This is a genomic window from Streptomyces sp. NPDC059695 (genome assembly GCF_042733785.1).
GTDB lineage: Bacteria > Actinomycetota > Actinomycetes > Streptomycetales > Streptomycetaceae > Streptomyces.
Genome location: NZ_JBHWFF010000026.1, coordinates 13,034 through 20,093 on the forward strand (window position 1 = coordinate 13,034; position 7,060 = coordinate 20,093).

Sequence of the window (7,060 nt, forward strand, 5' to 3'; positions counted from 1 at the left end):
CCCCGCGGCCCCCCCCCCCCCCCCCCCGCGCCCCCCCGGCCCCCCCCCCCGCGCCCCGCCCCCCCCGGGGGGCCCCCCCCCCCCCCCGGGGGCCCCCCCCCCCCGCCGCCGGCCCCGGGCGCCCCCACCGCTCGCCGTCCGCCGCATCTCCCCGCCCATCGTCCCCGCATCCCTACCGCACCCGGGAGCCCGCGTGTCCCCCGCACCGTCCCCGCACACCCCCGAGAGACCCTCGGACCCCGCCCTGCTGCGCAGGGTGGCGATGTCCGGTCTGCTCGGCACCGTCATCGAGTACTACGACTTCCTGCTGTACGGCACGATGGCCGCGCTCGTCTTCGGCGAGCTGTTCTTCCCCGAGTCCGACCCCACCGTGGGCACCGTCGCCGCCTTCGGCACGCTCGCCGCCGGCTACGTGGCCCGCCCGCTCGGCGGCGCCGTCTTCGGCCACTTCGGCGACCGGCTCGGCCGCAAGTCCATGCTGGTCCTCACCATGACCCTCATGGGCGTGGCCAGCCTCCTGATCGGCGTCCTCCCGACGTACGGGACGATCGGCGTCGCCGCTCCCGTCCTCCTGGTGCTGCTCCGCGTCGTCCAGGGCGTCGCCATCGGCGGGGAGTGGGCCGGCGCGACGCTCATGGTGGTCGAGCACGCCGATCCCCGGCGCCGCGGCCTGTGGAGCGGCGTCCTGCAGATGGGCTCCCCCCTCGGGTTCCTGCTCTCCACGGTCGCCGTCACCCTCGTCTCGCTCCTCCCCCGCGCCTCCTTCCTGTCCTGGGGCTGGCGCGTCCCGTTCCTGTTCAGCGCGGTGCTCCTCGGCATCGGTCTGTACGTCCGGGTCAGCATCAGCGAGAGCCCGCTGTTCCAGCGGGCGGCCCGGACCCGCGGAGCCGACGAGAAGCCGGGCGTGCCGCTGGCGCAGGTGCTGCGCCGGCCCCGCAACCTCGTGCTCGCGTGCGCCGTGGGCATCGGTCCGTTCGCCCTGACGGCGCTGATCAGCACCTTCATGCTCACGTACGCCACGGCCATCGGATACGCCACCTCCGAGGTGATGACCGGGCTCCTGTTCACCTCGGTCGCCGGCCTCGTCTCCATCCCGCTGTTCTCCGCACTCTCCGACCGCGTCGGCCGCCGGGCCGTCGTGACGGGAGGGGCGGTGGGCGTGGTGCTGCTCGCCTTCCCGGTCTACGCCCTGGTCGACGCGCGCTCACCCGCGCTGCTGGTCCTCGGCATGGTGGTCGGCCAGGTGGTGCAGTCCGCGATGTACGCGCCGCTGGGGCCGCTGCTCTCGGAGCTGTTCGGCACCCGGGTCCGGTACACCGGCGCCTCGCTCGGCTACCAGCTGGCCGCGCTGATCGGCGGCGGCTTCACCCCGATGTTCGCCGGCGGCCTGCTCTCGGCCTCGGACGAGGCCCGGAGCGGCCCCCTCGCGCTGCTCGCCGTCGTCTGCGGCCTGGTCACCGCCCTCGCCGTCCGGCGCACGGCCGAGACCCGGGGCCGGGACCTGTCGGCGGAGGACCCGGCGGCTCCGGCCGCGCACTCCCCCACCCGTACCGCATCGAGAGGAGCAGAGGCATGAGGCCGACGGAGGAACAGGAGGAACTGCGGTCCGCCGTGCGGGCCGTGCTCGGACGCCGTCCGGGCGAGGCGGCCTGGCGGCCGCTGACCGAGCAGGTCGGCGTCGCGGGACTCGCCGTCCCCGAGGAGTACGGCGGCGCCGGGTACGGGGCCGGGGAGGTCCACGTGGTGATGGAGGAGCTGGGGCGGGAGCTGAGCCCCGTCCCGTACCTCGGCTCCGCGGTGCTCACGGTGTCCGCGCTGCTCGCCTCGGACGACCCGGAGGCGTGCGCGCGGCTGCTGCCGGACCTGGCCTCGGGCGCCGTGGTGGGCGCCCTGGCGTGGGCGGAGAACGGTTCCTGGGATCCGTCGGCCGTACGCGCCGAGGCCACCGCGGCGCCCGGCGGGGAGTGGCGGATCACGGGGACGAAGGAGCACGTCCTCGACGGTGCGGAGGCCGGGTCGCTGCTCGTCGCGGCCCGGACGGGAGCGGGGGTGTCGCTCTTCGAGGTCCCCGTGGACGGCCTCGGAGTGGCCCGCTCGGCGACCGTGACGATGGACTCGACCAGGGCGCAGGCCCGCGTGGTCCTCACGGAGGCGCGGGGGCGGCTCGTCGGCGCGGAGGGCGCGGGCGGACGGATCCTCGCGCACGTCCTCGACGTGGCCTGCGCGGCCCTCGCCGCCGAACAGGCCGGTGCCGCCGCGCGCTGCCTCGACGTCACGCTCGCCTACGCGCGGGAGCGGGTCCAGTTCGGCCGGCCGATCGGCTCCTTCCAGGCGGTCAAGCACCGTCTCGCGGACGCCTACGTCCTGGTGGAGTCGGCGCGCTCGGCGGCGCTCGGCGCCTCCTTCGCGGCCGCCGCGGGCGACCCGGGTCTGACCCGCCTGGCGGCGGCGGCCAAGTCCGCCTGCTCGGAGGCGTTCTCGGCGGTGGCGGGCGAGATGATCCAGCTGCACGGCGGCATCGGCATCACCTGGGAGCACGACGCCCACCGCTACTTCAAGCGGGCGCACGGCTCGGCGCAGCTCTTCGGCCCGCCCGCCTGGCACCGCGCCCGGCTCGCGGCGGACCTGGGCCTGACCGCGGCCTGAGGGGGCGGGGGCGCCGACGTACGCGCGGCGTCCCCGTCCTCCACCGCCCCGGGCTTGACCTCCACCTAACTTGAGGTTCTACGGTGTTCCTCGTTGCGAACAACACCCCTGAGGAGTACCGGACATGACGACGACATCGCTCACCGACGCCCAGCTCGCCACCCAGCCGGCCGCGTACTGGACCGGACTGGCCTACGAGGCCCTCATCGCCTTCACACGTGAGCGCCAGGCCGAACACGGCTTCACCCAGCCCCAGTTCTGGCTCCTGCGCAATCTGTCCGTGAACGACATCTCCCCCGACGGGCAGGGCATGACCCTCCCCGAGCTGCGCGAGGCGATGCGCTCCTACCTGAGGGCCGAGGACGACCTGACGACCGAGTCGCGGACCCTGGTCGAGCGCGGCTGGCTCCGCCTCGACGACGAGGGTCGGCTGTGGATCACCGAGGCGGGCGAGGCGGCCCGTGTCGACCTCAAGCAGTACGGGCCCGCCATCCGCGCGAGCATCCACGAGGGCATCGACGACGCCGACTACGTCACCGCGCTGAAGGTGCTCCGGCAGATGCTGCGGAACACCGGGCGCTCCGTCGACTGAGGCACCGCCATCAGCCCAGCGTCTCGACGTGGGCGAGCACCGCGCCCGCTCCGTCCTCCTCGCCGATCCCCCGGGCGAGTTCGGCGGCGCGGCGGCGCAGGGCCGGATCGGACAGGCAGGCCGTGATCGCGTCGCCGAGGGACTCGGCGGTCAGGTCCTGGAACGGCACGGGCCGGGGAGCGACTCCCAGCCGGCGCAGCCGTTCCGCCCAGAACGGCTGGTCGGCCATGACGGGGACGGGCACGGCGGGGACGCCCGCCCGCAGACCGGCCCCGGTGGTGCCCGCACCGGCGTGGTGGACGACGGCGGCCGTACGCGGGAAGAGCCAGTCGTGCGGGACGTCGCCGATGTTCAGGACGTCCGTGCCCGCGCCGCCCAGCTCCGCCCAGCCCGCCTGCACGACGGCGCGCACGCCCGCCCGCTTCACCGCCTCGGCCACGAGACCGCTGAGCCGCTCCCCCTCACCCGGCGCCATGCTGCCGAACCCGAGGAACACCGGCGGCGGACCGGCCTGGAGGAAGTCGGCCAGCTCGTCCGGGGGCCGCCAGCCGTCCGGCCGCGCCGGCCACCAGTAGCCCGGCACCTCCACGCCGGACGGCCAGTCGTCGGGGCGCGGCAGCGCCAGCGGGCTGTAGCCGTGGAAGGCCGGCCGGATGTCCGCCGCCGCCGAGGGCGTGCCCTCGGGCAGCCCGAGACGGTCGCGCAGCCGGGTCACGGCGCCCGCGAAGACGCTCTCGACGCGCCTCAGGACGTCCCGGCCCGCGGCGAGGTTGCCCTCCGGGCCCGGGTCCTCGGTGCCCCGTGCGTTGGGCAGCGGGAAGCTCCGGGTGGCGAACGACGGGACCAGGTAGGTGCCGACGACGGGGATGCCGAAGGCCGCGCCGGCCGTGCGGCTCAGCGGGGCCGGGCCGTGGGCGGTGAGGAGCAGGTCGGCTCCGCCCGCCACGGCCTCGGCCACCCCGTCGGCGATCCCGTCCGCGTACGCCCTCGTCAGTGCCTGGGCCTCCTCCCGCGAGGCGGCCCGCGCCCAGCCCCGGATCAGCCCCTGCGGATCCCCGGGCACGGTCCGGTGGGCGAGCCCGCACCCCTCGACGAGGCCGGCGAAGGAGGGGTGGGCCGCCACGGCGACCTCGTGGCCGGCGTCGAGCATCCTCCGCCCCAGGCCCGTGAAGGGTGCGACGTCGCCCCGGGAACCGGCGGTGATGATCAGAATGCGCATGGTGCGATTCTCCGCGCCGGGGCGCCGTCCTGTCTCACGGAACGGCGGCCAGCCGTCCCAGGAGGGCGAGGTCCACCTCCAGGAGCGTGCCGACGACCGTCCTGCGCGGTCCCGGGGGAACCGCGGTGTACGAGGGCACCGCCAGGACCGCGCAGCCCGCCGCCTCCGCCGACGCGACGCCCGTCGGGGTGTCCTCGACGGCGACGCAGCGGCCCGGATCGGCGCCGAGCGCGGTCAGCGCCGCACGGTAGGGGTCGGGGAACGGTTTGGTGCGCGGGGTCTCCCCCTCGGCGACGGACGTGACGAAGAGGTGCCGTCCGAGGACGTCGAGGACGGTGTCCACGACCGGTCGCGGTGAGGCGGAGACCAGCGCCGTGGGCGTCCCCGCGGTCCGGAGCGCCGTGAGGAGTTCCACGGCTCCGGGCAGCGGCTCGACCCGCCCGCGCACCAGCTCCGTGAAGCGTGCCTCCAGGGAGGCGGCGAGCCGCGCCGGATCGGCGGCCCGCGCCGTGCGGGAGGCGAGGTGCCGCGCGCAGGGCTCGATCGCCTGGCCCAGGACGGAGGGGAGGTCCGCCTCCGTGAGGGCGAGGCCGAGACCGAGGGCCGCCTCCTCGACGGTGCGCAGCCAGAGCCGCTCGGTGTCGACGAGCGTGCCGTCCATGTCGAAGAGGACCGCCTGGAGTCCGGTGGTCGGGACGCGGCTCATTCCTCGGTGGCCCCGAGGCCGGGCGCGTCCCGCAGGTGGACGCGGCGCGTGGTGGCGGCGTGGAGTTCGAGGACGGTGACGTCGTTGGCTCCGGTACGCAGGACGGGCCCGGGGACGTACAGGCTGGTCTGGGGCCCGCGGGACCAGTAGCGCCCCAGGGGGAAGCCGTTGATCCAGGCCAGGCCCTTCGTCCAGCCGTCGAGGTGGAGGTAGGTGTCGGCAGGCTCGTCCACGGTGAGGGTGCCCCCGTGGAAGGCCGGCCCGACCGGCGGCCGGGCGGGGTCGGCGGGCCGCAGGTCGATGCCGTCCAGGTGGTCCAGGGGCAGGGCGCGGCTGTGCCAGAGGGCGGGCGCGGTGCCGTTGAGGGTGGTGCGGCCGAGGAGGCCCTTGCGGTCGTGGAGCGCCTGCCCGTAGTTGACGCGGCCCTGGTTCTCCACGAGGACGGCGAGCCGGGCCCCCGGGCGGGGCACGGTGAAGGCGAGGGCGTGTTCGTGGTTCTCCCGTTCCAGGACGCCGACGGGCTGGCCGTCGACGAAGACCTGGGCGCGGTCGTGGACGTGCTCGGCGTGCAGGACGACCGGTCCCGGCGTGGGCAGGTCCGTCTCGTGGAGGACGAAGCCGAAGGGGTGGCCGAGCTCCTCCAGGGACAGCGGCCGGTCGGCGGTCTTCGCCACGCCGAGGACGTCGGCCCGGTCGAACAGTGCCGCCGTGCGGGAGAGTTCGACCGCTCCGTAGGCCGCCTTGGGAGCGGCGGCCGGGGGCGGCCCCTCGGGCACGGGCGCGTGACGGGCGATGACCTCGCGGAAGGCGGCGTACTTGGGCGTGGGGTCCCCGGCCTCGTCGAGGAGGGCGTCGTAGTCGTAGGAGGTGACGGTGGGCCGGTAGGTGCCCTTGTCGTTGGCGCCGTTGGTGAAGCCGAAGTTGGTCCCGCCGTGGAACATGTAGACGTTCACGGAGGCGCCCGCGGCGAGCAGCAGGTCGAGCTCGGCCGCGGCGTCGGCCGGGTCCCGGCGGGCGTGGACGCCGCCCCAGCGGTCGAACCAGCCGATCCAGAACTCCATGCACATCAGGGGGCCCTCGGGCCGGTGTTCGCGCAGTGCGGCGAGCCCCTCGGCGGTGCGGCTGCCGAAGTTGGCGGTGGCGAGGACTCCGTCGAGGCTGCCCCGGGCCAGGTCGGCCGGCTGGTCGGAGGTGAAGAGGGGCACGTCGACGCCGTGGCGGCGGAGCAGGCCGGCGAGCTCGGCGAGGTACGCGGTGTCGTCGCCGTAGGCGCCGTACTCGTTCTCGACCTGGACCGCGAGGACGGGTCCGCCGTTGCTCGCGAGGGAGGGGAGGAGCGGCGGCAGGAGCGCGCCGAGGTACTCGTCGACCGCCCGCAGGAAGCGCGGGTCGCGGCTGCGCAGGACGATGTCCTCGTCCGTGAGCAGCCAGGAGGGCAGCCCGCCGCCCTCCCACTCGGCGCAGATGTACGGGCCGGGGCGGAGCAGGACGTGGAGGCCTTCGGCGGCCGCCGCGTCGAGGAAGCGGGGCAGGTCGAGGGCGCCGTCGAGGTGGAACTCGCCGCGGCGCGGGGCGTGCAGGTTCCACGGCACGTAGGTCTCGACGGTGTTGAGGCCGAGGGCGCGGGCCTTGCGGAGACGGTCGGCCCACTGCTCCGGGTGGATCCGGAAGTAGTGCAGGGCTCCGGAGATGATGCGGAACGGGCGGTCGTCGAGACGGAATCCGTCGTCGGCGATCTCCAGGCGGGGCATGGTGGTGGTGCTCCTCGGGTGCGGGAGGCCGGGCCGGGGGGGGGGGGCCGGGGGGGGGGGCCCGGGGGGCGGGGGGGGGGCGGGGGGTGGGCCCGGGGGGGGGGGGGGCGCCCACACGCGCGCGGCGGGCCCCCGCGCGGCCCCCT

General features: G+C 75.8%; 6 protein-coding genes. 3 read left to right on the forward strand and 3 right to left on the reverse strand.

Features of this window, described 5'->3' with window-relative positions; genetic code table 11:
• The first annotated feature begins 193 nt into the window (after positions 1-193).
• The 3 genes from ACFV2S_RS27970 to ACFV2S_RS27980 all read left to right on the forward strand — a co-directional run bounded on the left by ACFV2S_RS27970 (position 194) and on the right by ACFV2S_RS27980 (position 3,238).
• Positions 194-1,576, forward strand: a complete 1,383-nt coding sequence (locus tag ACFV2S_RS27970; protein ID WP_385564654.1) for an MFS transporter — start codon at positions 194-196, stop codon at positions 1,574-1,576.
• Positions 1,573-2,646 (forward strand): acyl-CoA dehydrogenase family protein, encoded by a 1,074-nt coding sequence (locus ACFV2S_RS27975; RefSeq protein ID WP_385564657.1) that lies wholly within the window; start codon positions 1,573-1,575, stop codon positions 2,644-2,646. Before ACFV2S_RS27970 ends, ACFV2S_RS27975 begins: the two co-directional genes overlap by 4 nt.
• Positions 2,647-2,770: 124 nt before the next feature.
• Positions 2,771-3,238, forward strand: coding sequence for a MarR family transcriptional regulator (locus ACFV2S_RS27980; RefSeq protein ID WP_385564660.1), 468 nt, complete (start codon positions 2,771-2,773; stop codon positions 3,236-3,238).
• 10 nt (positions 3,239-3,248) lie between these two features.
• Here ACFV2S_RS27980 and ACFV2S_RS27985 read toward each other — a convergent pair whose 3' ends face one another.
• The 3 genes from ACFV2S_RS27985 to ACFV2S_RS27995 are packed head-to-tail and all read right to left on the reverse strand — an operon-like array spanning position 3,249 to position 6,914.
• Positions 3,249-4,457: a glycosyltransferase gene (locus ACFV2S_RS27985; RefSeq protein ID WP_385564663.1), complete on the reverse strand. Its 1,209-nt coding sequence runs from the start codon at positions 4,455-4,457 to the stop codon at positions 3,249-3,251.
• Between the two features lie 34 nt (positions 4,458-4,491).
• Positions 4,492-5,163, reverse strand: a complete 672-nt coding sequence (locus ACFV2S_RS27990) for an HAD family hydrolase (RefSeq protein ID WP_385564666.1) — start codon at positions 5,161-5,163, stop codon at positions 4,492-4,494.
• Positions 5,160-6,914 (reverse strand): beta-galactosidase family protein, encoded by a 1,755-nt coding sequence (locus ACFV2S_RS27995; protein WP_385564669.1) that lies wholly within the window; start codon positions 6,912-6,914, stop codon positions 5,160-5,162. The genes ACFV2S_RS27990 and ACFV2S_RS27995 overlap by 4 nt, the downstream gene beginning before the upstream one ends.
• Between the last annotated feature and the right edge of the window lie 146 nt (positions 6,915-7,060).